This window comes from Brevundimonas sp. TWP3-1-2b1 (assembly GCF_049896165.1).
GTDB classification, from domain to species: Bacteria; Pseudomonadota; Alphaproteobacteria; order Caulobacterales; family Caulobacteraceae; genus Brevundimonas; species Brevundimonas subvibrioides_B.
The window spans coordinates 1-25,652 of sequence record NZ_JAFCTT010000019.1 but is presented as its reverse complement, the minus strand read 5'-3'; the positions used below and the strand labels follow the sequence as shown (position 1 = coordinate 25,652).

General features: G+C 66.8%; 20 protein-coding genes and 3 pseudogenes. 12 read left to right on the top strand and 11 right to left on the bottom strand.

Annotated elements, in window-relative coordinates:
- Window positions 1-22: 22 nt before the first annotated feature.
- The 5 genes from ACP7AB_RS15315 to hisD are packed head-to-tail and all read right to left on the bottom strand — an operon-like array spanning window position 23 to window position 4,972.
- Window positions 23-784 (bottom strand): HpcH/HpaI aldolase family protein, encoded by a 762-nt coding sequence (locus ACP7AB_RS15315; protein WP_425992812.1) that lies wholly within the window; start codon window positions 782-784, stop codon window positions 23-25.
- Window positions 781-1,935: a cobalamin-independent methionine synthase II family protein gene (locus tag ACP7AB_RS15310; RefSeq protein WP_425992810.1), complete on the bottom strand. Its 1,155-nt coding sequence runs from the start codon at window positions 1,933-1,935 to the stop codon at window positions 781-783. Before ACP7AB_RS15310 ends, ACP7AB_RS15315 begins: the two co-directional genes overlap by 4 nt.
- Entirely contained in the window at window positions 1,932-2,630 is a 699-nt protein-coding gene (locus ACP7AB_RS15305; protein WP_425992808.1) for an alpha/beta fold hydrolase, read from the bottom strand. Before ACP7AB_RS15305 ends, ACP7AB_RS15310 begins: the two co-directional genes overlap by 4 nt.
- Window positions 2,627-3,664: a LacI family DNA-binding transcriptional regulator gene (locus ACP7AB_RS15300; RefSeq protein WP_425992806.1), complete on the bottom strand. Its 1,038-nt coding sequence runs from the start codon at window positions 3,662-3,664 to the stop codon at window positions 2,627-2,629. Before ACP7AB_RS15300 ends, ACP7AB_RS15305 begins: the two co-directional genes overlap by 4 nt.
- 3 nt (window positions 3,665-3,667) lie before the next feature.
- Window positions 3,668-4,972, bottom strand: coding sequence for a histidinol dehydrogenase (gene hisD / locus ACP7AB_RS15295; protein WP_425992804.1), 1,305 nt, complete (start codon window positions 4,970-4,972; stop codon window positions 3,668-3,670).
- Between the two features lie 214 nt (window positions 4,973-5,186).
- On the opposite strand from hisD, the gene ACP7AB_RS15290 reads away from it, so the two are divergent.
- From ACP7AB_RS15290 to ACP7AB_RS15275, 4 genes are all read left to right on the top strand, one after another.
- Window positions 5,187-5,915 (top strand): SDR family NAD(P)-dependent oxidoreductase, encoded by a 729-nt coding sequence (locus ACP7AB_RS15290; protein WP_425992802.1) that lies wholly within the window; start codon window positions 5,187-5,189, stop codon window positions 5,913-5,915.
- 13 nt (window positions 5,916-5,928) lie between these two features.
- The gene (locus ACP7AB_RS15285) at window positions 5,929-6,906 is read left to right on the top strand and encodes an ester cyclase (RefSeq protein ID WP_425992800.1); all 978 of its coding nucleotides are present in this window, start codon (window positions 5,929-5,931) and stop codon (window positions 6,904-6,906) included.
- Entirely contained in the window at window positions 6,903-8,513 is a 1,611-nt protein-coding gene (locus ACP7AB_RS15280) for a sodium:solute symporter (protein WP_425992798.1), read from the top strand. The genes ACP7AB_RS15285 and ACP7AB_RS15280 overlap by 4 nt, the downstream gene beginning before the upstream one ends.
- 185 nt (window positions 8,514-8,698) lie before the next feature.
- Complete coding sequence (locus ACP7AB_RS15275) at window positions 8,699-9,055, top strand: hypothetical protein (RefSeq protein WP_426046181.1); 357 nt, start codon at window positions 8,699-8,701, stop codon at window positions 9,053-9,055.
- On the opposite strand, the gene ACP7AB_RS15270 is transcribed toward ACP7AB_RS15275, so the two are convergent.
- Window positions 8,956-9,648 (bottom strand): IS6 family transposase, encoded by a 693-nt coding sequence (locus ACP7AB_RS15270; protein ID WP_425992955.1) that lies wholly within the window; start codon window positions 9,646-9,648, stop codon window positions 8,956-8,958. The genes ACP7AB_RS15275 and ACP7AB_RS15270 overlap by 100 nt on opposite strands.
- Window positions 9,649-10,064: 416 nt before the next feature.
- Between ACP7AB_RS15270 and ACP7AB_RS15265 the strand changes: the two genes are divergently transcribed.
- The 3 genes from ACP7AB_RS15265 to ACP7AB_RS15255 are packed head-to-tail and all read left to right on the top strand — an operon-like array spanning window position 10,065 to window position 15,935.
- Window positions 10,065-13,862: a LamG-like jellyroll fold domain-containing protein gene (locus tag ACP7AB_RS15265; protein WP_425992954.1), complete on the top strand. Its 3,798-nt coding sequence runs from the start codon at window positions 10,065-10,067 to the stop codon at window positions 13,860-13,862.
- Window positions 13,852-14,751 (top strand): glycoside hydrolase family 88 protein, encoded by a 900-nt coding sequence (locus tag ACP7AB_RS15260; protein WP_425992952.1) that lies wholly within the window; start codon window positions 13,852-13,854, stop codon window positions 14,749-14,751. Before ACP7AB_RS15265 ends, ACP7AB_RS15260 begins: the two co-directional genes overlap by 11 nt.
- A 44-nt stretch (window positions 14,752-14,795) precedes the next feature.
- Entirely contained in the window at window positions 14,796-15,935 is a 1,140-nt protein-coding gene (locus tag ACP7AB_RS15255) for an alginate lyase family protein (protein ID WP_425992950.1), read from the top strand.
- 63 nt (window positions 15,936-15,998) lie between these two features.
- On the opposite strand, the pseudogene ACP7AB_RS15250 reads toward ACP7AB_RS15255, so the two are convergent.
- Window positions 15,999-16,373 (bottom strand): annotated as a pseudogene (locus ACP7AB_RS15250) (DDE-type integrase/transposase/recombinase); the annotation flags it as partial.
- Between ACP7AB_RS15250 and ACP7AB_RS15245 the strand changes: the two are divergent.
- Window positions 16,320-16,961 carry a YkgJ family cysteine cluster protein gene (locus ACP7AB_RS15245; protein ID WP_425992949.1) on the top strand — a complete coding sequence of 214 codons (642 nt, stop codon included), beginning with the start codon at window positions 16,320-16,322 and terminating at the stop codon, window positions 16,959-16,961. The pseudogene ACP7AB_RS15250 and the gene ACP7AB_RS15245 overlap by 54 nt on opposite strands.
- Window positions 16,962-17,335: 374 nt before the next feature.
- Here ACP7AB_RS15245 and ACP7AB_RS15240 read toward each other — a convergent pair whose 3' ends face one another.
- Window positions 17,336-17,725 carry a hypothetical protein gene (locus ACP7AB_RS15240; protein WP_425992947.1) on the bottom strand — a complete coding sequence of 130 codons (390 nt, stop codon included), beginning with the start codon at window positions 17,723-17,725 and terminating at the stop codon, window positions 17,336-17,338.
- Window positions 17,726-18,214: 489 nt separating this feature from the next.
- Between ACP7AB_RS15240 and ACP7AB_RS15235 the strand changes: the two genes are divergently transcribed.
- From ACP7AB_RS15235 to upp, 4 genes are all read left to right on the top strand, one after another.
- Window positions 18,215-19,867, top strand: a complete 1,653-nt coding sequence (locus ACP7AB_RS15235) for a S9 family peptidase (protein ID WP_425992945.1) — start codon at window positions 18,215-18,217, stop codon at window positions 19,865-19,867.
- Window positions 19,868-20,142: 275 nt separating this feature from the next.
- Entirely contained in the window at window positions 20,143-21,396 is a 1,254-nt protein-coding gene (locus tag ACP7AB_RS15230; protein ID WP_425992944.1) for a GTP cyclohydrolase II, read from the top strand.
- Window positions 21,383-22,624 carry a URC4/urg3 family protein gene (locus ACP7AB_RS15225; protein ID WP_425992942.1) on the top strand — a complete coding sequence of 414 codons (1,242 nt, stop codon included), beginning with the start codon at window positions 21,383-21,385 and terminating at the stop codon, window positions 22,622-22,624. The genes ACP7AB_RS15230 and ACP7AB_RS15225 overlap by 14 nt, the downstream gene beginning before the upstream one ends.
- A gap of 20 nt (window positions 22,625-22,644) precedes the next feature.
- Window positions 22,645-23,274 carry a uracil phosphoribosyltransferase gene (gene upp, locus ACP7AB_RS15220; protein WP_425992968.1) on the top strand — a complete coding sequence of 210 codons (630 nt, stop codon included), beginning with the start codon at window positions 22,645-22,647 and terminating at the stop codon, window positions 23,272-23,274.
- A 63-nt stretch (window positions 23,275-23,337) separates the two neighbouring features.
- Here the strand turns inward: upp and ACP7AB_RS15215 are convergent.
- The 3 genes and pseudogenes from ACP7AB_RS15215 to ACP7AB_RS15205 form a co-directional block, all read right to left on the bottom strand.
- Window positions 23,338-24,030: pseudogene (locus ACP7AB_RS15215) on the bottom strand (IS6 family transposase).
- A 185-nt stretch (window positions 24,031-24,215) separates the two neighbouring features.
- Entirely contained in the window at window positions 24,216-24,695 is a 480-nt protein-coding gene (locus ACP7AB_RS15210; RefSeq protein WP_425992940.1) for a hypothetical protein, read from the bottom strand.
- Window positions 24,696-24,895: 200 nt separating this feature from the next.
- Window positions 24,896-25,652 (bottom strand): annotated as a pseudogene (locus tag ACP7AB_RS15205) (IS3 family transposase); the annotation flags it as partial.

Here is a 25,652-nt window from a genome sequence, read left to right as displayed (position 1 = left end):
GGCCGCCCCCTTTTTGCCCGGTTCAGAAGCCGATGTCGGACCGAAGCTGGGCAGCACCGGCGCGGATGAAGCCGTGGTCAGCCCCCAGCAGGAACAGGCTGGCGCCCCGCTCTCGCCAATTCGGCACCTCGCCCAGATCGGGGGTGAACATGCCGACATTGCGACGCGCTGCACAACAGGCCGCCACGATGTCCGATACGGCCGTCATGACCCTGGCCGCCTTTGGATCGGTCTCGCCCAAGGCCACCGTCAGGTCGATGCGGCCGATGAAGACCGCGTCCACGCCAGGAACCGCCGCGATGGCGTCAAGGTGATCCAGCGCCTCGATGTCCTCGATCTGCAGGATGACGCTGGTCTCGGTCCGGGTCCGCGCAAGCCGCTCACCAATCGGCGGACTCCCATAGCCGGACGCCCGCGTACCGCCTGCATAGCCCCGCCCGCCGGCACCGTAGTGACAGGCCCGCACGACGCCCTCAGCCTCCGCCGCTGAGCGGACATGTGGCACCACGACCCCCGCCGCGCCCAGATCCAGGGCGTTCAGGATCTCGTGCGGCTGGCCCGATGCCACGCGGACCAGGGCGGCGATGCCCCCGGCGCGCGCCGCCAGCAGACCCCGATCCAGATCGACCCGGTCGAAGGGCGCATGCTCGGCGTCCAGGCACAGGCAATCCAGCCCAGTCTGGGCCAGCACCTCGACGACAGAGGGATGCGGCGTCTTGACAAAGGTGCCCAGCAGAGGCTCTCCCGCCAGCAGCCGACGCTTGAAGTCGGCGGCGACGTTCACCGCGCCCTCCACAGACGGTCCGAGGCGATAGCGGCCCCCTCGACCAAGGCTCCCAGCTTGGCCCAGGCGATGTCCGGATCGACCGGTCCGAACCCGGCGAAAGTACCGAAGCCGCAGTCTGCGCCCGCGATCACACGCTCCCGGCCGACCAGGTGCGCATACTGCTCAATCCGCTGCGCCACCAGTTCGGGATGCTCGATGAAGTTCGTCGTAGAATCGATCACGCCGGGGATGATGACCAGGTCGTCGGGCAGGTTGTTGTCCCGGAACCAGGTCCATTCGTGGCCGTGACGCGGGTTCGCCGCCTCGAACAGGATGGCTCCGACCTTGGCCTTGCGCGCCAGCCCGAACACCGTGTCGAACGGCGCGTCGCAGTGGTGCGGGCCTTCATAATTGCCCCAGCAGACGTGCATTCGGACCCGCTCCCTTGGCACATTCGCGAGCGCCGCGTTCAGGGCCTCCAGATGGCCCTCGCAGGCCTTCACATAGTCGGCCTCGGGCAGGTCCTTGAACATCATGTGTCGGCCGACGCCCAGGTCGGGGCTGTCTATCTGCAACACAAAACCCGCCCCCACGATCGCCTCGTATTCCGATCGCATCGCCGCCGAAAGGGCCTCCAGATAGGCGTCCTGCGTCAGATAGTAACCGTTGGGCTGAAACAGGGCGATCACCCCGGGCGATGCCGCGTTCAGGAAGGCCTCAGTCGGCTGGGCTGCCGTGACGGCGTTGGTCATGTTGGCGATGTCAGCATCCAGCGGCCCGTCGTCGACGACCGCGATGGGGCCGACGCACATGGGTCGGCGATAGGTCGGGGTGCCACCACCCGACGCCTGACGTGCCAGAAATCCCGGAAACTGTTCGAGATCCTGCGGGGCCCGGCGGGGGCTGTCGCCGCCGAAGCCGCTGAGCCGGTCCTTCACATAGGTGGCGTAGGAGATCTTGCTCATCTCCCCGTCCGAAACGACGTCCAGCCCGATCTCGACCTGACGCGCGACGGCCGCGGCAACGGCGGCCGAGACGACCGGCGCGAAGGCGGCGGCGTTGAAAGCCGGATTCTCGTCCTCGCGCGCAAAGAGGCCGTCGGCGACGGCGGCGGGGCGCGGCAGACTGCCGACATGGGTTGTCAGGATACGGTCGATCGAGGTCTTCATGCGAACTCCGGCTGGCGACACAGGCGATTGATCTCTGCCGCGACGACCGCCGGGGCTTCCAGCGGGGCCATGTGGCCGCATTCGGGGATCAGAACGAGACGCGCGTCCGGCAGACGGTCCACCAGGTGTCGCGCGGCAGACGGCGGCGCCAGTCGATCGGCCTCGCCGGTCAGGACAGTGACCGGCATGATCAGGGCCTCCAGCAGGGTCGCCGGATCGGGTCGCGTCATCAGCGCCTGGACGTGACGCCGGAACTGCAGGACGCCGGCCTCCAGCGCCATGTCGGACACCAGCTTGCGCGCGCCCTGATGATCGTCTGGGGCGGCGAAATATTGGGGCTTGAGCTCCTCGCGCACCAGCCTGGAGAAACCGCCGGCGTCGGCGGTGGCGATCTGGCGGGCACGGCGTTCGGAGCGATCCGGTGTCTCGGGTTCGGCGTGGGTGTCAATCAAGACCAGTCCCGCGATCCGTTCCGGCGACGAGGCCGCCGCCGTCATCGCGGCCATGCCGCCCATCGAAAAGCCGGCCAGCACGAACCGGAGGGGAGCTTCCGACAGAATCCGCACGGCCATGGCTTGGATCGAGTCGTCGTCGGCGAAATCGACGCTGATGATGTCGCCGAGCAGATCCGGCCGCATCGCTGACCACAGCCGCCCATCGCACAGCAGCCCCGGGGCCAGGACGACCGGGATCATCCGCCGCTGTTCGGCGCCAGCCGGGCCGACCGCCCCGGCACGATCTCGCCGCTGAACAGTCGACGTTCCGGGGCAGTCTCGGGATCCTCGATGCGCGCGAACAGCATCTCGACCGCCGCCGCCGCCAGGGCGCCGATCGGCTGGCGAACGGTTGTCAGCTGATAGGCCAGCCAGCGACCGGCGTTGAAGCCGTCGAAGCCGGCCACCGACACGTCTTCGGGAATGCGCAGCCCGTGCTTCAGCCTTGCGGCGTCCATGGCTCCGAGCGCCATGGCGTCGTTGGCGCACAGGACGACGTCGAACGGTTCGCCTTCGGCCCACAGACGACTGAAGGCCTCGATCCCGCTCTCGTAGCGATAGTCGCCGGGCGTCACGGCCGTGATGCATCCCCCGAGCCGTTCCAGGGTGGCGCGGGCGCCTGCGGCACGCTGCTGGGCCACTTCGGACTCGTCCGGGCCGGTGATCATGGCGAACCGCCGATGCCCAGCCTGCCACAGCCGCTCGACCAGCCGCCCCTCCCCGTCCGCGTGATCGACGGCGACGGAGTTGCCCGCGTGGTGCGGCGGGGCGCGGTTGTAGAAGATCACCGGCGTCCGGTGCAGTTCGAAGTCCTCGAGCTGGGCGGCCGTCATGGCCGTAGCGGCGATCACCCCGTCGACCTGAAAGCTCCAGAGCCCCTCAAGCGCCGCCCCGACTTCGGCGGCCGTATCGACGGTGATCAGCAGGACGCGAGCCCCGCGCCGGGCCACCTCGGCGGTGATCTCCACCATGATCTCGGGATAATACAGGCTGGCCATCGACGGCAGGATCAGGCCCACCAGGTTCGACCGCCGCGTGATCAGTCCGCGCGCGATGGCATTGGGCCGGTACCCCAGGCTGCGGGCGGCTTCCACAATGCGCTCGCGCGTCTCGTCCGACACGCTTCCGCCGGGCGAGAAGGCGCGGCTGACGGCGGACTGGGACACGCCGGCGACCCTGGCCACGTCATAGCTGGTGGCGCGTGCTGCGCGGCGATCGGGGTCGCGTGGGGCCATGGATCAGGCGGCGTCCTTCTGGCCATAACGGCGGACACGGATATCGGCCTGTTCCTTGTGTCCTGCAAACCCTTCGATGGCGCACAGGCGCGAACAGTATTCACCCACCATGACACTGGCGGCCGGTGTGAGGATCTTCTGATAGGTGCACGTTTTCATGAACTTGCCCACCCACAGTCCACCCGTATAGCGCGCCGAACGCATGGTCGGCAGCGTGTGATTGGTGCCGATCACCTTGTCGCCATAGCTGACGTTGGTCAGGTGCCCGAGGAACAGAGCCCCGTAGTTGGTCATGTTGGCGAGGAAATAGTCCGGGTCGCGGGTCATGACCTGGACGTGTTCGGACGCGATCCGATCGGCGATCTCGACCATCTCCGCATCGCTGTCGGCCAGGATGATCTGGCCATAGTCGCGCCAGGCGACCGAGGCGATCGGGGCGGTGGGAAGCCACTCCAGCTGGCGCTCGATCGCGGCGACCGTGTCGTGCGCCAGTTTCTCGGAGGTGGTCAGCAGGATGGCCGGACTGTTGGGTCCATGCTCCGCCTGGCCCAGCAGGTCAGCGGCGCACAACTCTCCGTCCACGCTGTCGTCGGCGATGACCAGGGTCTCTGTCGGTCCGGCCAGCAGGTCGATGCCGACCCGGCCGAACAACTGGCGCTTGGCCTCGGCGACATAGGCATTGCCCGGCCCGACCAGCATGTCGACCGGCTCGATATCGCCCCCCGCGCCACCCTTGGCCCCCAGCGCCATCAGGCCGATGGCCTGGACACCGCCGAGCGCCAGGATGGCGTCGGCACCGGCCATGTGCTGGGCCACGACGATCGCCGGATTGGCCTGGCCGTCGTAAGGCGGCGCGGCCGACAGGATACGCTTCACCCCTGCCACCTTGGCCGTGACGACGCCCATATGAGCCGAGGCGACCAACGGATATTTGCCGCCGGGCACATAGGCCCCGACCGCGTTCACCGGGATATTCCTGTGACCCAGGATCACGCCCGGCAGGGTCTCGACCTCGACGTCGCGCAACGCATCCTTCTGGATCTGGGCGAAGTTGCGGACCTGGGCCTGGGCGAAGCGGATGTCGTCGACCGTGCGCTCGGACAGGGCGGCATAGGCGGCGCGGATCTCGTCCTCACTGAGCCGAAAATCCTCGCGGTCCCATCTGTCGAGGTCGCGGGAATAGCGACGGACGGCCTCCAGCCCCTCGGCCTCGATATCGCCCAGCATCCGCTCGACGGTTTCGCGCACACGCGCGCCATCGGCCTTCACGGCTTCGACCGAGCGACCTTCCTTCAGCCAACGGACCATCTAGACTTCCTCCCGGATCGCTCTGGGCGCTTGCGCACCGCTTCGAATTAAGGTCAGTCTAGATTTGTTGCATTCGAATGCAATAGGCGTTGGAATACACGGAGGGTGCGATGAGCCGGCTTCTGCCAACAGTGTCCCGACGACCGGACATGGCCACCGGCCGGACGGGTAGCGCGATGGCAAGCAGCAGCGCTCGCGCGCTCGCCCCCACCGCGTGAGCGACCTGACAGGCCTTCGCGTCTTGATCACCGGTGCCGGCCGGGGCCTGGGTCGCGCCTGCGCCGAAGCGGTCGTGGACTCGGGCGGCGACGTCATCGCGGTCGCTCGCTCTGAAAGCGACCTGACCGACCTCGCGGACAGCCGCCCCGGCCGGATCGAGCCCTGGGTCATGGACGTGGCCGACCCCGCCTTCCACGCCCGCCTCGCGGCCCTGCACAGGCTGGACGGCCTGGTAAACAACGCGGGTTTCAACCGGCCGCAACCCTTCACCGAGGTCGATATCGAGACCCTCGACGCCATGCTGGCCCTCAACGTCCGCGCTGCCTTTTTGACAGCCCAGGCGGCGGCGAAGGTGATGCTGGCGCAAGGGTCCGGCGTGATCGTCAACATGACGTCCCAGATGGGCCACGTCGGCTCCCCGGGTCGGACGGTCTACTGCCTGACCAAACACGCACTGGAGGGCCTGACCAAGGCCGCCGCCGTCGAACTCTCCCCGCACGGCATCCGCGTCGTCAGTCTGGCCCCGACGTTCATCGAGACGCCCATGACCGCCCCCATGCTGGCCGACGCGGCCTTCGGCAAGTTCGTGCTGGACCGCATCCCGCTGGGTCGCGTCGGCACGGCGGCAGAGGTGGCGGCAGCCTGCATTTTCCTGCTGTCGCCTGCCGCCTCGCTGATCACCGGTTCCAGCCTGCTGGCGGATGGTGGGTGGACCGCTCAATGACCCGAGACCTCGCATGACCGATGCCGACCGCAAGCGCCTGATCTGGACGCTGTTCCAGCGCCTCGATGCCGCCGATCCGATCCAGACGGCGGCCCTGTGGCGCGCGGCGATGACGCCCGATGCCGTCTTTCACGCCGTCCACCCGATGAACGAGCTTCAGGGCGCCGAGGGCCTGATCGCCGGTCTGGTCGGTCCGCTCCGTGCCGCTATCCCCGACCTTCAGCGCCGGACCTATGCCCTGATGGCGGGCCGTTTCAAGGATGCCGACTGGGTCTGCGCGCTCGGCGTGATCGAAGGGACTATGACAGGCCCCTGGCTGGGCATCCCTGCCACGGACGGTCTGATCAATCTGCGCTTTGGCGAATTTTATCGGATCGAGGGCGACCAGATCGCCGAGGTCTTCGCAATCCACGACCTGATTGACCTGATGCGCCAGGCCGGGATCAGCCCCCTGCCCGCCCTGCCCGCAGGCGTCCCCGACATCTTCCCCGCCCCCATCACCCAGGACGGCGTCCGCTTCGACCCGGCCCCGCATTCAGAAACCGAAGCGTCCCTTGCCGTCGTCGAAGCCATGATCTTCGGCCTGCACAAATACGTCGAGGGAGACCTGAAGCGGATGGGGATGGAACAATACTGGAGCCCCAACATGCTGTGGTACGGCCCCGGCGGCATCGGCTCGAACCGGGGCGTCACCGGTTTTCAGCGCTATCACCAGCAGCCCTTTCTGACCGCGTTCCCCGACCGGGTAGGCGGCAATCACAAGGCGCGCTTCGCCGACGGGACCTATGTCGCCTCGACCGGCTGGCCCAGCATCACCGCCACCCACGCCGGGCCCTGGCTGGGCGTACCGGGCACAGGGCGTCAGATCACCATGCGGGTCATGGACTGGTGGCGCCGCGAGGGTGACGTGCTGAAGGAAAACTGGGTCTTCATCGACGTGCCCCACGTCATGCTGCAGTCCGGCTACGACATCTTCGGAGACCTGGCATGATCTTTTCACCGCTCGACTGGGGCATAGTCCTTACCTTCCTCGCAACCAACCTAGTGATGGGTTTCGTGCTCGGCCGAAACGTGAAGACGGCCAAGGAATTCAACGTAGGCAGCGGCAAGACCCCGTGGTGGGCCATCGGCGTCTCGGTCATCGCTACCTACATCAGCGCCCTGTCGTTCTTGGGGGCCCCCGCCTGGGCCTATTCGGATGGTCTCGCGGCCCTGGCCATCCACCTGAACTATCCGATCGTCATCCTGGGGGTGACGGCGTTCTTCCTGCCCTTCTTCTACAACAGCGGCGTCGCTTCAATCTATGAGTACCAGGAGCGGCGCTTCGGACCGACATCCCGCGCCGTCATGTCGACCATCTTCCTGGTGACGCAGGGCCTGTCGACCGGTGCGATTCTGTATGCCACCGCCCTGGTGCTGCAGTTCATCACCGGCATCCCGATTCCCTGGGCGATCGTCTCGATCACCATTCTAGCCCTGATCTACACCACCATGGGCGGGATGCTGGCGGTGATTTGGACCGACGTCTTTCAGGCCGGGGTCCTGTTCGGCGGGGCTATCGTCATCATGATCGCCCTGATCGTCCTGATGCCTGAGCCGATCGGCGACGTGCTGGCGAACCTGAAGGCCGCCGGTCGCCTCAGCGCCATCGACCCGACGCTGGATGCCACCATTCCGACGACTATCTGGTCCGGCCTGATCGGCATGACCCTGTTCCATGTCACCGTCTATGGGGCCAACCAGATGATGGTGCAGCGAACCCTCGGCGCGAAATCCATCGGCGACGCCAAGAAGTCCTATCTGCTGATGGGCTATGCCGCCTTCCCGATCTATTTCCTTTTCTTCTTCATCGGGGTTCTGGCCTGGGGCTATTATCAGGGGCGTCCGTTCGAGAACACGAACGAGATCATCCTGCAGTTCGCGCTGGATTCGAAGATTCCAGGCCTGCTGGGCATTCTGGCGGCGGCGGTACTGGCTGCGTCGATGTCCACCCTCAGCTCAGCCTTTAACAGCATGGCGACCGCCAGCGTCGTCGACTTCTACGAGCGGTACTTCAAAAAGGGCGCCAGCGACGCCCACTATCTGGCGGCCACTCGCTGGATGACCCTGGTCTGGGGCGCGGTCATCATAATCCCGGCCATTCTCTATGCCCATTCCAGCGGCTCGATCCTGGAAGTCCTGTCCAAGATCGGCAGCTATTTCGTCGGGGCCAAGCTTGGGATGTATGGCTTGGGCTTCTTTTCCAAACATACGACCGAGCGTGGTCTGCTGGTTGGGGTGTTCATCGGCTTCGTCGTGATCTGGATAGTCGCCACCCGTACCGACATCGCTTGGCCCTGGTACTGTCTGATCGGCGGCGGCACCACTATGGCGGTTGGCTGGGTCGCCAGCCGCATTTTGTCGGGCCGCCAAGCCGAATGGTCTCCCTATTCGATCCCAGGACAGAGAGCTCGATTCGAGGCTAGCGGCGCGCCGACCTCGGATAACGGATGGAGCACTGTTCCAGGAAAAGTCGATCGACAAAGTCTCTGGCTGATCGTTTATCTTGGCGCGACTCTTGGCGGGCTCGCCTTGTTCGAGCGTCTTATTGGCTCTTAGTAGGGTGTTGTCAGGGTAAAGCCACAATCGGCGCCCCCAGTTGAATGATATGCCCAACAGGCGAGTTGTTTGGGTCTGTTGAACGGCCAACCTCCGCTGAATTTCTTCGCTTTTTTGTCTGCTCGGTGCCCCTGAATTGTGCCTAAGTAGAAGCTTCGGATCTTACCCTGACAATACCCCGCCAAATGACAGACCTGACCGCACCGACCGGTGTGTCCGATCGCATCGGCGAGCTGGACATTATCCGCGGCTTTGCCCTGTTCGGCGTGCTGTGGATGAACGTCGAAGGCATGGGCGGCTTCGTCGTGCCCCGCGAGGCCGTGCATGGCCTGACCCAGTTCAAGGTGCTGGAGGACGTGGTCGGCTTCCTGTCGGTCCAGATGATGGGCGGGCCTGACAGGTTAACTTTGCCAAGTCGAAAGCCCCCTACCCCGTGGCCCGATCAGGCAACGGCGGCCGCCCATGCGGCATCAGCGTCGGCGCGGAAGCGGCGAAGGGTTGGTCTGCTGATCAAATGGCGTTGGACGTTGAAGGTGTTGTAGATCGCTGCGTGGGTGGTGAGAAATCTCTGGGCTGAGCCTTGGGATTTGAACCGCTGCTGCTGCCGTTCTCGTCGCCGGATCGGCAGGTGGGAGTTCTCGGCCCGATTGTTCTCCCGAAGCCGGCCGGGTCGGTGCAGGTGGCGCAGATCCAGCTGATCCAGAGCCGCGCCGTATGAGGCCAGGCCGTCCGTCGTGATCGTCTGAGGCTCGATCGGCTGGTTGTGTAGCAGGCGTCGGAGAAGCCTCAACGCCGCCTCTGTGTCTCGCCGGCGCTGGACCACGAGGTCCAGGACCTCGCCTTCATCGTCCACTGCGCGCCACAGATACATCCGCTTGCCGCCGATCCAGCAGACCATCTCGTCCAGGTGCCAGCGCGGCGACGGGGCCCCTCGCCGCTTCTTCAGCCGCCGGGCGATCAAGGGGCCGAACTTGATGGTCCAGCACCGGATCGTCTCGTAGCTGACGTCCACACCGCGGGCCGCCATCAGTTCCTCGACGTCACGAAAACTGAGGCTGAAACGAAAGTACAGCCAGACGGCATGGCGGATAACATCTGCCGGAAACCGGTGACGCTTGAACGAAATCGGCTTCACGAAATATGATCCCCGTCAGTGGTTTACGCCACAAATACCGGAGACCTTTTATCGTTCGCCTGACAGCACCAGCCCCGTCCTTACGGATGGGCAACAGTACACTCTTATGGGAGGCAATTTCGCCTAGGCCCCATTCTGCGAAACGGTGCCGCTGGGGCGCTGACTGACGGCACCGGGCCAGGTGGAACGGATAGCCTAGTATTGCCTCAATGTCGCAGGCTGCACACTTGGTGTGGCCGTCGCCGCCGACTGACGGGTTGCTGTATGGGGCACCGTTCCGAAAGGCACGCTTCCCTTCCTGGAAACCGGTGTCATATTCGTCAGCAGGATCGGCAGCAAGAGCCGGCGAGGAAACCAGGCAAGGGACGGACCGGGTTGCACATGCGGCCCCGATCGTGCCGCAAGCGAGAACAACCATGCGGTCTTTGATCTCTCACACGGGCTGGATTGCGGCGCTGGCCTTCATGGCTCTGAACGGCGTTGCAATCGCCCGGCAGCCAGTCCCGCAGGTCAACGGACTGCTGTTTCACATGACGGCCGACCAGAGCCTGACGGCTGATGTGGCGGGAGGTCAGGCCCAGCCGACCTTCGCCGACCGGGTGGCGCTGAGACCCGAGGGCGGGGCGCGCGCTGGATACCTCGAAGGAACGGACGACCAGCAGCTGGCATGGTCGGCCCCCGGCAACATCTTCGCCCAGCGCGGCACCCTCGCCTTCGACTGGCGGGCCCGCTACGCGACCGGCCCCACGCCGTTCGTCCTGTTCCGCGTCGGTTTCACTAACCATTCCAGCTGGGATATGACGTTCCTGCGGATCGACTGGAACGGGTCGGGCTTCGACGCCTTCGTCACCGACACCAATCTGGCGCGCATACGGGTCAGCTACACCCTGCCCAGCGTGCCGGATCCCGACCAATGGAGCCACCTGACCTTTACCTGGGACGAGACGTGGGGCGTCGTGCTGTTCGTGGACGGCGAGCGTGTCGGGGCTCAGATGACCCCCGCGCCCCTCGACGCCGCCCTCGATCAGTTCGGCACGGCCTCGCGCATCGTCTCGCCGATCCAGGTCCACAGCCGCTACAGCTTCACGCGCGGCTCCGACTTCGACGACCTGCGGATCTACGACCACGCCCTGTCACAGGACGAGGTCCGCGCGATGCTGCAGGCCCCCAGCACCGGCCGTGCCGTTCCGACGCCGCCCGCATGGCAAGACGCCTGGAACCGCCGCTTCGGTTTCGACCGAGGTTCCGCCCCCTATCTGGCCGATGCCCTGACCCGGATCCGACGCGTCGAGTTCACCGACCAGCGCGACATCGCCCAGCGGCACTGGAAGGGCAACGATGGCATCCGCGAGACGACCTGGCCGGGGGTCTACAACCGCTCACGGCTGCCGGGACGGAGCGACTATTTCATCCTGCCGGACTGGAACGTCTATTCCATGGGCGGGCGTTCCGCGACCTGGTTCCTGCCGGACGAGCCCTGGAACCAGATCGAGATCCAGGGCGCGGCGCACGGCGCTGTCGCCGCTGTCGACGCACGCATCGACGCCAGCGAGGTGATCGACGACGGGCCAGCGCGCGCGCTCTTCCGGCGCGAACCCGGGGTCGAACGCACCTCGACGCGTCTGCCACGGCACCGGGGCGGTGCGGTGCGGTTCACCAATACGGAGCCCGAAACCCCAATCCAGGAGATCGGCGTCTACAATGTCACCCCCGGCGATCTGCCCGATAGCATCGGCGACTATCGCTACGTCGTCCGCAGCGGGGTCGAGCCGAGCTATGTGGCGACCGACGACGTAACGGCCTTCATCGCGGGCCGCCATCCGCTGGAGGAGCGCGACACGGTCATGGCCCTGCCCGCCAGTGCGCCGAGCGCCCCGCGCCAGACACCTCTGACCGGCCAGCGGCCGATCGCCCATGTCGTGGTTCCGATAGACTTTCGCCGTGGACGGCCCGGCGGCCCGCTGATCCGCAATGTGCCGACCCTCAGCTTCCAGCAGGCCGGCGGGCTGGACGGCATCGTACTCGACATTCCTGCCTTGTCGGCGACGCCGGACGCCAGCGGCCTTATCTCGCTCAATCTGAGGGTCAAGGATCCGACCTGGCCCCTGCGCGACCTGCTGGACGTGAACGTCGCCGTCCGGCCCGGAGAGGCCCGCACGGTGTTTCTGGACACGCGCGACCGCGTCCTCGACGACGACCACAGCCTGTATTTCACGATCACATCCGCCGCCCCCGACTTTGGTGCCGAAAGTCTGGACGGCATGGGGGTCCGACTGATCTTCAAGACCCGCGACGCGGCCCGCCCCCAGCACGTCGCCGACCGGCTGATCCAGATCCAGGACAGCTATGGCTTCCTGGTGGAGGAGCGCCAGATCACGCGCGATCTGGCCCTGTTCGACCGGTTCTACCGGGACCTGACCGACCTGTTGCGGGTCGATCCGGACAATGTGGAGGGCCGTGCCTACTGGAGCGAATGGAACGCGTCACAGCCCCTGCCCGCATTCGTCCAGCCCACCCCGCCCGCCGGCGTGCCGCTGTGGGCCTTCCGCCAGGTGGAGGCCTTGAAGGCCGTTCGCCATTTCGTGAACTGGTGGATCGACAACCGTCAGGTCGACGGCGAGTTCGGCGGCGGCATTTCGGACGATACCGACATGACCAACCAGTGGGTCGGCCCGGCGCTGATGGGCGTTGATCCGGAAAAGTTCACCGCCTCGCTGAACGCCCTGATCGAGGCGAGCTATCGCAACGACATGTGGGACGACGGCCTGAACCGCATCCAGACCGACGAACTCCACACCTACGAGGAAGGCATCAATGCCATCAGCCAGGCGGCGCTGCTGAATCGCGGAGATCCCATCGCCGTGGAGCGGCTGATGGCGACCGCGCGGCGCTATGCGGACATCACGGCGATCAATGCGGCGGGCCATCGCCACATCATCTCGAACAATTTCGGCGGCTCAATCTTCGCGCGAGAGACCCCTTGGGACTGGTCCAAGGGCCAGTCCCACCTGGTGCTGCATTCCGGCATGCTGCTGGTCGACTACAACGGCTCGCCCCGGCTGAGATCGCTGTTGCTGGAGCTGGCCGACGGCTATGTTGCGCACGGCCAGACAGCGGCCGACGGCACGGTGTCCTGGCCCGCCGACATCAACTGGACCACGGACGGCCAGCGCGGATCGGGTATGGGCCCGACGGCCATGCTGCTCTGGTCCGCCTGGCGCTGGACGGGGGCCTCGCGCTACCTCGACCCCCTGGGCGATCCGGCGGGCGTGAACGAATACGGCAACGTCAACAGCGACATCGGCCGCGACATTGGCCGGCCCGACCTGCACCAGCGGTATATCAGCCTCGCCGCGGCTCCGGACGCGCCAGCCGACGCCCTGACATTCGCCGCCGCCGAGACCGGAGACCGCGAACCGTTGGAGCGGCTCTATGCCCGAGAGATCCATTCGAGCGCCGTGCGGATGAGCATGCAGACCGAGGACCACTGGTGGACAGACCGCGTGGACGTGCCCAGCGTCCAGCTGCAGCGCGCCCGCTTGGGCGGCGTCGCCCATGCCCGCAACCGGATCGTCCCCGGCCACAGGATCATCTGGCGCTTTGACGATCCCGAAGACGCGCTTCGAACCGCCATTCTGGTGCGCGAGCCGGCGTCGGACGGCTTCCGCGTGGTCGTCTGGAACCTGTCGAACCGACCCGTCCAAGCCGCGATCTCCGGCGGAGAAATCCGACCCGGCCAGTGGAGCGTCCGTCAGGGTCGCGACGCCGATGGCGACGACCGCCCGGATGGTGGCGAAGCCCAGAGCGTGTCCTTCGGTCCGGGAGACGCCCTGCCGGTCGTCCTCGCACCCGGGGCGACCGTTCTGGAGTTCGCACTGACAGAGGCCGGTCCCGCCATGTCCACGCGGCCGGATGTGGGGATCGGGCCGTCCGACCTGACCACAGACGGCCAGAGCCTGACCGTCACCGTCCACGGCCTGGGTGCCGTCGCCTCGCCGCCGGGTCGCGTGATCCTCGAAAGCGCGCGGGGCGCCGTGCTGGCCGAGGCGGGGATGCCCGCCCTGCCCGCCCCCGACGATCTTCGACCCAAGGTCCAGGCCGTGAACCTGTCCCTGCCCGCCGTCGTGCCGGACGGCAGCCGGGTCCGGCTGATCCTCGACGGCCAGCCTCCGGAGATCAGCCGACAGAACAACGAGGTCCCCTATGGGCGCTAGGATTTCGATCCGCCTTGTCGGGTGCGCACTGGCCGCTGCCCTCGCAGCGTGCGGCGCGACAAGCGCGGTCGGCGCACCGGTCGCGCAGGCCACGGCCGACCTCCCCTGGAGGGATCAGATCCTCGCCGTCGTTCGTCCCCTCGCCGATCGTCGGCTGTCGGCGAACGACGCGCCGGCAAGCCCCTTCCTGGCACTCGGGCTGGACGCGCTGGCCCGGGCAACCGGCGACGCCCGATACGAAACCGCCGCCACCGTCGCCGGACGCGCAGTCCAGGCCCCCGCCCGAATCGACTGGGACGCCTTGTGCGCGGGCGACGCCTGCCGCGCCGACGATCTGCTCGACGCCCCCACTCTCTGGGCCGGCCCGGGGGACAGCGAGGCGGCGCGCACGGGCATCCTCGCCCTGGATCCGCCGTTCCGCCGCATGGCCCAGGTCCTGTTCGACCGGGAAGTCCTGATGTTCCACTCCGACACCGGCACGGTCACCCGGAGCCCCCTCGACGCCCACCTGAACGCTACTGCCTTCGCCGCCCTGACCCGGATGATCGACACCCTGCCGGCCGAAGACCCGGCACGGCTCGAATACGTGGCCTTGTACCGCGAGATGGCCCGTCCGATCGTCCGCTCGCAGGGCGCAGAAGGATGGTGGCGCGAAACCCTGGGCGACGAGACCGCGCCGGTCGACCGATCGGCCTCGGCTCTCTACGTGTATGGTCTGACGTGGGGATTGAACACGGGGATGCTCAGCTTCAACGAAGGCGAGGCCGCCGCGCTAAGGGGCTGGGACGCCCTTCGTTCGACAGAGGGTCTCGCCGCCCTGCAGGCCGACGACGAAAGCATGGGAGCCCTGCTTCTGGCCTCGGCCCAGTTGGCGGAACGCCGGTGGTAGGGCCCGCCGCATCCCGCAGGACGCGCTCGTGGCTTCGGGCCGGGTTGGGTCAGGCGCTTCTCGTTGCCGGCGTCACGATCGCGCTCGTCGCCGCCGGGCCTGTCGAGGCCTGGGCACAGGCCGACGCCGCCTCGTCCAGCCTCACCGCACCCGCCGATGCAGCCTTTGCCCTGTTCGACCTCGGCCCGGCAGAGACTTGGCGCGCCCAAGCCGAGACTCCGGCGGCGGCAACCGCACTGCAGCTTGCCGCGATCGGTCTGACCCGCCCGCCCGGCGCGATCCCTGTCCTTCACACCGAAGGCACCCTGCCGGGACGGGGAATCCGCGAAATCAGCGGCCGCGCGCGCGAGGATTTCCCCGTCGCCCTGTCCCTCGCCCTCGCCTACCGTCTGACGGGAGAGGCCCGCTATGCCGAGCGAGCCGAGACCTATCTGACGGCGTGGGCGACGACCTATCGCTGGTCGTTCAACCCGATCGACGAGACCGGTTTCGACACCCTGATCATGACGACCGACCTCGTCGACGACGCCCTGAGCCCGGGGGGACGGGCCCGTATCGACGACTTCTGGCGGGATCTGGCGGTCGGCTACCTCGACGCCATGGACGGTGCCCCGATCAACGCCGAAACCAACTGGCAGAGCCACCGGATCAAACTCGCGACCCTGGCCGCCTACCGCATCGGCGAACCCACCCTGATCGCGCGGGCGCGCGCGGCCTACCGTCGCCACGTCAGCTCCAACATCCTGGCGGACGGTTCAGTCCACGACTTCCACGAGCGCGACGCTATCCACTATGTCACTTACAACCTGGATCCCCTGCTGACGGCCGCCCTGGCCGCGGAGGTCCACGGCGAGGACTGGTTCGGATGGCGCAACGCCGCCGGGGCAAGCCCCCGCGACGCCACCACCTGGCTCCTGCCCTATGCCGAAGGTCGATTGACTCACGAGGAGTTCGTCAACTCCCGGATCAAGTTCGATGCCGATCGAGCGCGGGTCGGCCAGCCGGGCTACGCGGGAATGTGGGACCGGGTCGGCGCGGTGAATACGCTCGGGATCGCCAGCCTGATGGATCCCCGCTTCTGTCGGCCGTCAGCGACGCTGGCCGAGGCGACGGATCGACCCGTCGCGGTCTGGATCGAGTGGGTACGGCGAACGTCCGCTGAGGTCGCCTCCTGCCCGGCGTGAAGGCGCGCCAGGTTTTGTCAGGGCAACTTCGCCAAGTCGAAAAAGCCCCCTGCCCGTCGCGGTTCAGTCAACGGCGGCCGCCCAAGCGGTCGCCGCATCGGCGCGGAAGCGGCGAAGGGTGGGTCTGTTGATCAGATGACGCTGGATGACGAAGGTGTTGTAGATCGCCGCGTGGGTGGCGAGGAATTTCTAGGCTGAAGCTTGGGATTTGAACCGCTGCTGCTGTCGCTCTCGTCGTCGGATCCGCAGGTGAGAGTTCTCGATCCGATTGTTCTCGCGAAGCCGGCCGGGCCGATGCACGTGGCGCAAATCCAGCAGATCGAGCGCTGCGCCATATGAGGCCAGGCCGTCGGTCGCGATCGTCTGAGGCTCGACCGGCTGGTTGTGAAGGAGACGCCTGAGCAGCTTCAGTGCAGCCTCTGTGTCCCGCCGGCGGCGAAACCCGGGCGCGCCGGCGCACGACGCGGGACGCCCCCGCACCGGGTCGAGGCCGAGGGGCGGGAGATTTCCTGCCGCGCCGGCTGCGGCGCCTGCTGCCGCCAGATGGCGCCGGTCGCCCCCGCCGAGGCCCGCGCCTTGGCCCCGCTGGTCGAGGCGATGCCCGAGCCCCGTCGCGAGCGGGTGCGCCGCCGCTTCGACGCGGCCCTCGACGTCCTGGAACCGATGGGCCTGATGGAACGGCTGGACCCGGACGGCGACGATCGCCAGGTGATCGCGCGGGAGTATTTCGCCGCCGGCGTCGCCTGTCCCTTCCTGGAGGACGAGGCCTGCTCGATCCACGCCGACCGCCCGCTGTCTTGCCGCGAATATCTGGTCATAGCGCCGCCGGACCTGTGCGCCGCCCTGTCTCCGGGCATCGAGAAGGTGACTCTCGAGGCTCGCCCGTCGCTGGCGCTCCTGAAGGCTGATCTGCGGGACGGCTGGCTGCCGCTGGTGCTGTCGCTTGTGCAAGACGCTCAGGCCCCGCCTTCGCCGCGTGACCGATCGGCTGCCGACATCCTGAAACAGGTGATCGGCAGCCTGTGAGATCACGGGACGAATGCCATCGGTAAATCGTCGGGTGTAGACGGCGCTCGATTGCAGACCCGCAAAGCGGACTTGCTCAAGGTGTGCGAGGGGTCGGGTCCCGTCATTGGCACCCCACCGAATACCGGACATTAGAGCAGCACGCCGGAAGCGGACTTCGCCAAGGTCGGTTCGGGGTGGATACTGTTGAAAAAGTCCGGCGACCGCTGAAGCCGCGCAAACCGCGTGCTGGTCACGAAATCTCGCCCCAACGAAATCAATCGCTTAGTTTTTCGCAGCGGTGCCAGATCGGGAAAAAAAGGCCGATCACGGCAGGCTGTCGGACTTTTTCAACAGCATCGGTGGTGAGCAGACATTGGTGCGGTCCTGGCGACCTAGACCACGATCCAGATCAGCGCCCCACCCATGGCACAAGACATCGGAGCGATCAGGCGGACGGCGGCGACTGGGATGCGGCGTGACCACCAGGTCGAATAGGCGGCATGCCAGCGTCGGGGGAGCAATAGTAGCACCAGAGCCGAGACAATCAGGAAGCTGCCGATAACAACGATGGCGACCGGAAATAGGGACGCAGCCGCAGCGAAAACCATGGCAATACCAGCGAGGATACGCACCGCCATCTCGCCACTGTGGACGGTGGGGGAGCCGCCCATCTGCCCAAGCGCCGCAAGCGCCTGACGCGGTTGGGTCAGCAAAAAGACGCCCAAACCTATGAGCCAAAGGCCGGCTACGACGACAAGCCATTGGGACGCAGTGGCAATCATGGAAAGTCTCAGTCTTGACGTGAAGTGACGGGCCAATGCCCAACACCGGCAGCAGAAATGTCCGCAATGGGTCGGACTCAGCGGTTGGCTGTCGGCCCCAAACCAGACATTGGGGCTAGCGCCGCAAACCGGACCCGCCGAAGGACTGTTCGGGGTCGGCAGCGGTCCAGGGCCTCGCTGCCCAAGGCCGATTGTCGGCGATCCTGGCCCATGCGACGGTAACCGACCGCATTTGCAAAGGTCGGATTCATGCGCAGCCTCGCTCCACTACTGCTCGCCGCCCTCACCCTCGCAGCGACGCCAGTCGGCGGGCAAACGACCGCCGCGCCGGACCCGGCAGTGGCGAGGGCAGTCGAGGCCATCGCCAGCATACGATCGGCCGGCGGCCCACGGTTTTCCCCTGATGGGTCGCGCATAGCCTACATCTCAAACGCGAGCGGGATCCCCCAGCTGTGGGTCATGAATTCGGACGGGAGTCGCCAAACCCGGGTGACCAACCTGAGCGACCCCGTCCAGTCGGTCGACTGGTCCCCGACCGGCGACTGGCTGGCCTATGACGTCGCGCCGGGCGGTGGTTTGAACGTGCAGCTTTATGTCAGCCGGCCGGACGGCTCCGAGGTGCGCCGGCTGACGCCGGGGGGGCGCGAGAACAACGCGCTGGGCGGATGGAGCGACGACGGCCGCTGGGTGATCGGCGCCTCGAACCGGCGCGATGCGGCCCGGTTCGAGCCTATGCTGATTGATCCGGAGACGGGGGAGACGACATTCGTCGGTGCAGGACCCGGACGCGCCCAGCTGACGGACCTGAGCCCTGACGGCCGGTTCGCTGTCTTGTCGCGGCTGATCAGCCGAGGCGACAACAACCTGTATCTGGTCGGACTGGCCAGCGGGACCGAGACACTGCTGACTCCTCACACCGGGACGGGTTCGTTCGGCTGGGGGGAGTTCTCGCCGGATGGCCGCCGCATCCACGTGATCTCCAACGGGGGCCGCGACCGCTCGGCCTTCGGCGTCATCGACCTGGCCGAAAACGGCGCGCCCGGACCCATCCGCATCATGACGGAGCGCGCCGACGCCGAAGCCGAGAACGCCGTGCTGTCCGAGGACGGATCTCGCGCCGCTCTGATCTGGAATGCGGCGGGCCGCAGCGAGATGGCGTGGCTGGACACCGCGACGGGAGCGGCGACGGCCGGCCCGACGCTGCCCGTCGATATCGTCTCGGGCGCGGCCATGTCACGCGACGGTACAGTTCTGGCTCTGTCGGGCTCGGGTGCGAACCGGCCGGGCGATATCCATCGCCTGGACATCGCCAGCGGCGCCATCACCCAGCTGACTTTCAGCCCCCACGAGGGCGTCGATCTTGCCAGCTTCGTGCGACCGACGCTGGTGGCCTATCCCGCCCATGACGGGCTGGAGCTTTCTGGCTGGCTATACCGGCCGCGCGGCGTCACCGGCCCGGGCCCGGTGGTGTTCAACTACCACGGCGGACCCGAGGGGCAGTCGCGACCCTCGGTCAGCGATGTGACCCAGGCACTGGTCGCTCGGGGCATCACCGTGTTCGCGCCCAACGTCCGGGGCTCGACCGGCTTCGGCAAGCGGTTCATGAACCTCGACAACGGCCCGCTGCGCGTCGATGGCGTCCGCGACATCAAGGCCACCACCGATCATCTGGTCGAGGCCGGGATCGCCGACCCGGCACGGCTCGGCATCATGGGCGGGTCGTACGGCGGCTACATGGTCATGGCCGGCGTGACGGAATATCCGGACATGTTCGCGGGCGGTGCCAATCTGTTCGGCGTGGTGAATTTCGAAACTTTCTTCGCTCAGACCGAGCCCTGGATGGCCGCCATCTCAACCGTCGAATACGGCGATCCGGTCACCGAGGGCAACATGCTCAGGACCCTGTCGCCGATCCACAAGATCGACATCGTCACAACCCCGCTGATCGTGCTGCACGGTGCCAACGACACCAACGTGCCGGTGGTCGAGGCCGAGCAGATCGTCAACAGCCTGCGCGCGCGTAACGTGCCGGTAGAATATGTCCTGTTCCCGGACGAGGGGCACGGCTGGAGGAAACTGCCAAACCGCATCCGCTCCACGACCGCGATCGTGAGCTTCTTCGAGCGGACACTGACACGTTAAGTTGGCCGAGCCGAAAACGCTCGTCCCCTTCCCGCTTCCGTCGGCTCGGGTCGCCGCTGCCCAGGCGTCGTTTGCCTGCCCCCGCAGGGTGCGAAGGCCGGCTCGGGCGATCAGATGGGATTGCAGATTGAAATTGTTGTAGATCGGACCGTGGCTAGAGATCTGCGAATCTTATCCTGACAACAACCCCATAACCACTGGACAGAATGCGCGACTGGGTATGTCCTGAAGAGTCCGGCGCAACAAAAACAACAAGCCGGTTCGAGTGAGGAAGCATGTCCAACCGACCGAGCCATATCCGGCTAAACTCCCACCCCGGCGCGGGCACCGTCAGCCGCTTTCCCATCGACTGGGGCGCAGCCACCGCCAGGGAACGTGGGCCCGTCATCGGCACCTTCAACTCGGGCAGCGACCGCAACGCCATCGGGGCGCACGGCGGGGCCTATTCGGTCTATCGCGCCCTGGCCGTGTCGTCGGGTGCCATGAGTGCGAACAACCGGCCCGACCTGACCAACACCTCGCCGACGACGCCCATGGGGCCGTTCCCGCAGTGGACCGACGCCTCGAAGATCGTCTCGCTCGATCCGTGGGGCGCTCGCGTGGCCGAGGATTTCGCTGACGAGCTGCGCGACGGCGTCGACATCCGCCCCACCATCGCCGTCACCCGCGCCCGGCTGCAACTGGCCGAGATCGGCGAGGCCATCACCTCCGGGCGGCTCAAGGTCGACGGCCAGATCGTGCATGAGAGCGGCGACGTCGCCGTGACCAAAGCCGCCATCGATCCGGTCTGGTATCTACCCGGCATCGCCGAACGCTTCGGCGTCACCGAGACCGCCCTGCGTCGCACCCTGTTTGAACAGACCGGCGGCATGTACGCGGACCTGGTGACCCGCCCTGATATCAAGGTTTTCCTGCCGCCGATCGGGGGGATCACCCTCTACATCTTCGGCGATCCGGCCGCGATCACAGACCCGAAGCGCCGTTTGACCTGCCGCGTCCATGACGAGTGCAACGGCTCGGACGTGTTCGGCTCGGACATCTGCACCTGCCGCCCCTATCTGACCCACGGCATCGAGGAATGCATCCGCGAGGCCCAGAACGGCGGGGCCGGCCTGATCGCCTATAACCGCAAGGAGGGCCGGGCCCTCGGGGAAGTGACAAAGTTCCTCGTCTACAACGCCCGCAAGCGCCAGCCGGGCGGCGACCAGGCGGCCACCTATTTCGAGCGCACGGAATGCGTCGCCGGAGTCCAGGACGCCCGCTTCCAGCAACTGATGCCGGACATCCTGCATTGGTTGGGGATCACGAAAATCGACCGCTTCGTCTCCATGTCGAACATGAAACACGACGCCCTGACCGCCTCGGGCATCGAGATCGGCGAACGGGTGCCGATCCCCGACTATCTGGTACCGCCCGACGCCTCGGTGGAGATGGAGGCCAAGAAGGCCGCCGGCTATTTCACGCCCGACGCGCCGCCGTCGGCCGAGGATCTGACCCGCGTGGTGGGCCGCGACCTTGAGCAGTTCTGAGACGGAGCAGGCGCACGGCCTGCTGAACGCCGCCGCCATCCGCGATCGCGCGCATGAGATGCTCGCGATCGGCGTCGCGGACGGCCTCGATCACTGGACCGTCGACCTCGACCGTCTGCCGGAGACCGCGCGCTATGTCGCCGCGGTGATCCGCGACCAGTATCCGACCCTGGCCGTGCCCTTCCACGCGCGATGGCGGCATTTCGCGGTCGACGGCGTCGATCTGTGGGGCCCGGTCGCCGAAGTCCGCGACTGGCTCGATCCGGCCTCTCGCGCCCGCACCGAGTTCGACCTCGCCATCGTCTCCGTCCTGCTGGACGCCGGCTCTGGTCCGGACTGGTCCTATCAGGACGCCCGCACCGGCCGCACCCTGACCCGGTCAGAGGGTCTCGCCATCGCCTCCCTGCGCATGTTCGAGGCCGGAGCCTTCTCCGTCACCGAGGACGACCCCTGGCGGGTCGATGCCGTGGCTCTCACCTTCCTGACCGCCGCCGACCTGGCCCGGGGTTTCCAGGTCACCGACAAGAATCCGCTGGTCGGGCTTGAGGGCCGCGCCGCCCTGCTGCGCCGTCTGGGTCAGGCCTGCCTCGCCGAGCCCGACCTGTTCGCCGTCGAGGAAGAGCCCCGGCCCGGCGGCCTGTTCGACGCCATGGTCGACCGCGCCGACGAACACGACCGCCTGCCCGCTCCGGTCATCCTCGAGGTCCTGCTTGAGGCCCTAGGTCCGGTCTGGCGCGACCGCCTGAACCTCGGCGGCGTCGATCTCGGCGACTGCTGGCGACACCCGGCGATGAAGCGCGACGACGCCACCGACGGCCTCGTGCCGATCCACAAACTGTCGCAGTGGCTCAGCTATTCTCTGGTCGAGCCGCTGCAGACCGCAGGCGTGCAGGTGACCGATCTCGACGGCCTGACCGGCCTCGCCGAATACCGCAACGGCGGGCTGTTCATGGACCTCGGCGTGCTGACGTTGAAAGACCCGGGCGACGCCGCCAAACCCTGGCCGGTGTCCGATCCGCTGGTGGTCGGCTGGCGCGCCATGACCGTAGCCCTGCTGGACCAGCTGGCGCCACTGGTCAGGGCCGAGCTGGGCGTCAGCGCCGAAGCCATGCCCCTGGCAAGCGTGCTGGAGGGCGGCACCTGGGCCGCCGGCCGTCGCGCGGCCGGCGAACGACGTGAGGGCGGTGGGCCGCCCCTGACCATCCTCTCCGACGGGACCGTATTCTGATGTCGAACACCGCCTTCAAGATGAACGGCGTCACCGTCGTCGGCCACCCGCTGGTGGCTCACAAACTCAGCATCATGCGGTCGAAGGACACCTCGACGGCCCGGTTCCGTCAGCTGTTGCGCGAGATCTCGACCCTGCTCTGCTACGAGGTCACCCGCGACCTTCCGCTGGAGGACTATCCGGTCGAGACCCCGGTCGGCCCGACCACCGGCCAGCGCATCGCGGGCAAGAAAATGGTCTTCGTCCCCATCCTCCGCGCCGGCCTCGGCCTCGTGGACGGCATGCTGGAACTGGTTCCCTCGGCCCGCGTCGGCCACATCGGCCTGTACCGCGAGCCCGTGACGCTGGACGCAGTCGAGTACTATTTCCGCGCGCCCGAGGACGTGGCCGAGCGGCTTTGCGTGGTCATCGATCCCATGCTGGCCACCGGCAACACCGCCGTCGCCGCCATCGAACGGCTGAAGGAGCGCGGCGTCACCAACATCCGCTTCGTCTGCCTCGTTGCCTCACCCGAGGGACTGGAGCGGCTGCGCGGCTGGCACCCCGACGTCCCCGTCTGGACCGCGGCGGTCGATGAGCGCCTGAACGACCACGGCTACATCGTCCCGGGCCTCGGCGACGCAGGCGATCGGTTGTTCGGGACGAGGTGAACGGCTTTGACGGCGTTGACAGGTTAACCGGGCGAAGTCGAAAAGCGCCCTACCCGTCTCGATTCAGGCAGCCGCCGCCGCCCAAGCGGTCGCCGCTTCGGCGCGGAAGCGGCGAAGTGTGGGTCTGCTGATCAGATGGCGTTGGATGTTGAAGGCGTTGTAGATCGCCGCGTGGGTGGTGAGGAATCTCTGGGCTGAGGCTTGGGATTTGAACCGCTGATGCTGCCGCTCCCGTCGTCGGATCGGCAGGTGGGAGTTCTCGATCCGATTGTTCTCGCGAAGCCGGCCCGGTCGATGGAGATGCCTCAAATCTATTTGATCCAGAGCCGCGCCGTATGAGGCCAGGCCGTCGGTCGTGATCGTCTGGGGCTCGACCGGCTGGTTGTGAAGGAGCCGCCTGAGCAGCTTCAACGCAGCGTCCGTGTCCCGCCGGCGCTGGACCAAGAGGTCGAGGACCTCGCCTTCGTCGTCGACGGCGCGCCACAGATACATCCGCCTTCCGCCGATCGAACAGACCATCTCGTCCAGATGCCAGCGAGGCGATGGAGCTGGCCGACGGCGCTTGAGCCGCCTCGCGATCAGCGGTCCAAACTTGATCGTCCAGCAGCGGATCGTCTCTTAGCTGACGTCGATCCCGCGTTGCGCCAGGAGCTCCTCGACGTCACGAAAGCTGAGGCTGAAGCGGAAGTACAGCCAGACGGCATGGCGGATCACATCTGCCGGAAAACGGTGGCGCTTGAACGAAATCGGCTTCACGAAATATCATCTCCAACAGCGGCTTCGACCGTCATAAGTGGAGACGTTTTAGCGTTGGACTGACAGCACCGTCTCCAGACCCAGCGGGCCGCAGCGGATGCCGGCGACATAGCCGCAGGTGCCGGCACCGATGATCAGGACTTTGGTTCTCAGGGTCTGCGTCATGCGGCCTTGGACGTTTGAGGTCAGTGTTGGGCCGTAGTCGCTTGAGCGATCAGGGCCTGGAATTCGGGCGTGGACTGCAGGCTGGCGCGAACCTCGGCGGTGGGGCGCTGGGTGACGCCGTCGCCGATCAGGACGACCACGACATCGCCGACGATCGGGGTCCAGCCTACGTCGCAAAACTGCTGGGTGTTCCAGTCGACCACGACCGGCGTCTCGACGAACGCCTCGCCCTTGGCGACCAAGATGGATTCCAGGGTCGCCTTGCCGAACGCCTCGCAGCTCCGGCTGCCCGGCATGCCGTCCTGGATACCGGCGCGACGCAAGTCGCGCTCGCAGGGCGCTGACGGCAGCCGCTCCGTTTCGGTGACACGCGCCACAAAGACCGCTCTGGCCCGCTCGATCTCGGAGGCACCATGCGGCGGCATGGGCATGCAGGCCCAAGCGGGGGCGGCGGCGAACAGGGTCGCGGAGGCTGTAATGGTCGTCAGGACGCGGTTCATGGCTTTCTTCCCTCGCGGATCGGAGGTCCATGAACGCCATGCGGCGCCGGGCCGCAAAGCATTTTGTCTGACGAAGGCCGCCATGAGGTCGCCCCTCGTAAAACAAAGGTCGCTTGAACGCGGTTCGGCGTCAAACCCCAAAGTGTGCCTCTTCCCTCAGAGGCAACAGGCAGGCCATCGTCTGACGTGACCCCCGTTTCTCATCCAGCCATAACGAGAGTCCTTGGGTGATCTGAACTGGTGTTGGTGGGGTTGGCAATAGGCCGGTCTGAGCAGCCATCAACCAGCGCAGCAGGCCGGCCGATGTGTCCGGTGAGCGCCTTGGCATAGGCCTCGGGCGTCAGCCATCCCAGCTTCGAGTGCGGCCGGGTTTCGTTGTAGTCGCGCCGCCAGGCGTCCAGCACGACGCGGGCGTGCGGCAGGGAGCGGAACAGCGTCTCGTTCAACAGCTCGTCGCGCAAACGGCCGTTGAAGCTCTCGTTGAAGCCGTTCTGCTGGGGCTTGCCCGGCGCGATGTAATGCCAGCCCACGCCGGTCTCGTCGGCCCAGGCCAGGATGGCGTTGGACGTGTATTCCGTCCCGTTGTCACTGATGATCGTGTCCGGTCGTCCGCGCCGGAGCATGATTGCGTCCAGCTCTCGCGCCACCCGCCGGCCCGACAGCGAGGTGTCTGCGACGAGCCCAAGGCACTCGCGGGTGCAGTTGTCGATCACCGTCAGGATCCGGAACCGCCGCCCGTCGGTCATCTGGTCGGACACGACCCGAAGGGCGGCGCGTAGCAGCCAATTCCAGCGACCAGCGCTGGTTGGCCACCAGGGGAACCTCCAGCGGACGCCGCGTGCCCATGGCGCGTTTGCGTCCACCGCGCCGGCGCACCATCAGCTTCTCCTCGCGGTAAATCCGCTGGACCCGCTTCCTGTTGACCGCATGGCCCTCGCGCCGAAGCATCACGTGCAG